Annotated in this window: 2 protein-coding genes; both read right to left on the bottom strand. The window is 47.7% G+C overall.

Features of this window, described 5'->3' with window-relative positions:
* Window positions 1-136: 136 nt before the first annotated feature.
* Window positions 137-673 (bottom strand): (d)CMP kinase, encoded by a 537-nt coding sequence (gene cmk / locus PLA23_RS13730; protein WP_324475591.1) that lies wholly within the window; start codon window positions 671-673, stop codon window positions 137-139.
* Window positions 673-1,014: DUF106 domain-containing protein (locus tag PLA23_RS13735; RefSeq protein WP_324475592.1), on the bottom strand; the 342-nt coding region annotated here is incomplete at its 5' end. The genes cmk and PLA23_RS13735, both read right to left, overlap by 1 nt.

Raw genomic sequence — 1,014 nt, forward strand, 5'->3', positions numbered from 1 at the left:
AACTCATCGGGAGTTATGATGATGGAATATTTCAGATTCTGGTCCATATCACCGGCCCAGGAGGGCTTGAACTGCATCACATCAAAGGAAGACCAAAACGACTGATTGACAGGAGATAAAAAAGAAAGAAGAAACCTTATTCCCTTTTTTGCAGGGTCTGAATCGCAGATGAAACGATAATTCCCAGTTGTTCAACAGTCCACATCTCAGTATCCAGCACCAGATGATACGGACTGAGCGATCCGATATCAATATCATAATACTGCTGATAGCGAAGGGCTTCACACGCCTCGCGGTCCTTTGTCTCCTGCATGGCTGCATCCGGGTCAGAGAACTGATCGCGATCAAAGATGCGTCTGACTCTGCATTCAAGTGATGCCTTCAGCCATATTCTCAGATCAGCCTCCGGAATCATCCAGCCGGACAGTCTTCCTTCCGCAATAATATGGGTATTGGATAGTGCTATCTCACGCTGACGTTCGTCGATCAGTTTGTCTACCGAAGGATCTTCCTCACAGAAGGCACCAAACTCAGCAAGTGTCATTCCCCGCTCCTTTGCCATCTGCCTGAAGACTTCTCCGGCAGAGATGACATCAAGCCGGTGCATCTCCGCAAGATGATAGGTCAGTGAGGTTGTGCCACTTCCTGGCAGCCCACTGATCGTAATGCGCATTACAATCCCCCGATGTCAAGTGCCTTTCTGATAACCTGTGAAAGCGTGATCGAACAGAGCATGTACCATATAATCCATGCCGGTGCAGGACCCAGGATGAGATCGGTCAGATGCACCAGGCCAAAGAACGGCATGTGTATCATCGCATCAAAATGATTGAGACGGAATATGAGCCAGAAAAATATCGGAAGGGTAATAACCATAATATAACCCATCGGTTTGAACTGGGCCTGACTCATCTCCATCTGGTCCTGCATCATTTTGGACCGTTTTGCCTCAAGCTTTTTTATCCGCTTCTCATCCTTTGAGAGCATCGCTTCTCGGTACTCCTTCTGAAATTC

This window comes from Methanospirillum sp. (assembly GCF_035406105.1).
Classification (GTDB): domain Archaea; phylum Halobacteriota; class Methanomicrobia; order Methanomicrobiales; family Methanospirillaceae; genus Methanospirillum.

Excerpts from the sequence above, each read along its gene's own strand:
- cmk (WP_324475591.1), bottom strand. The coding sequence starts at position 673 with ATGCGCATTACGATCAGTGGGCTGCCAGGAAGTGGCACAACCTCACTG.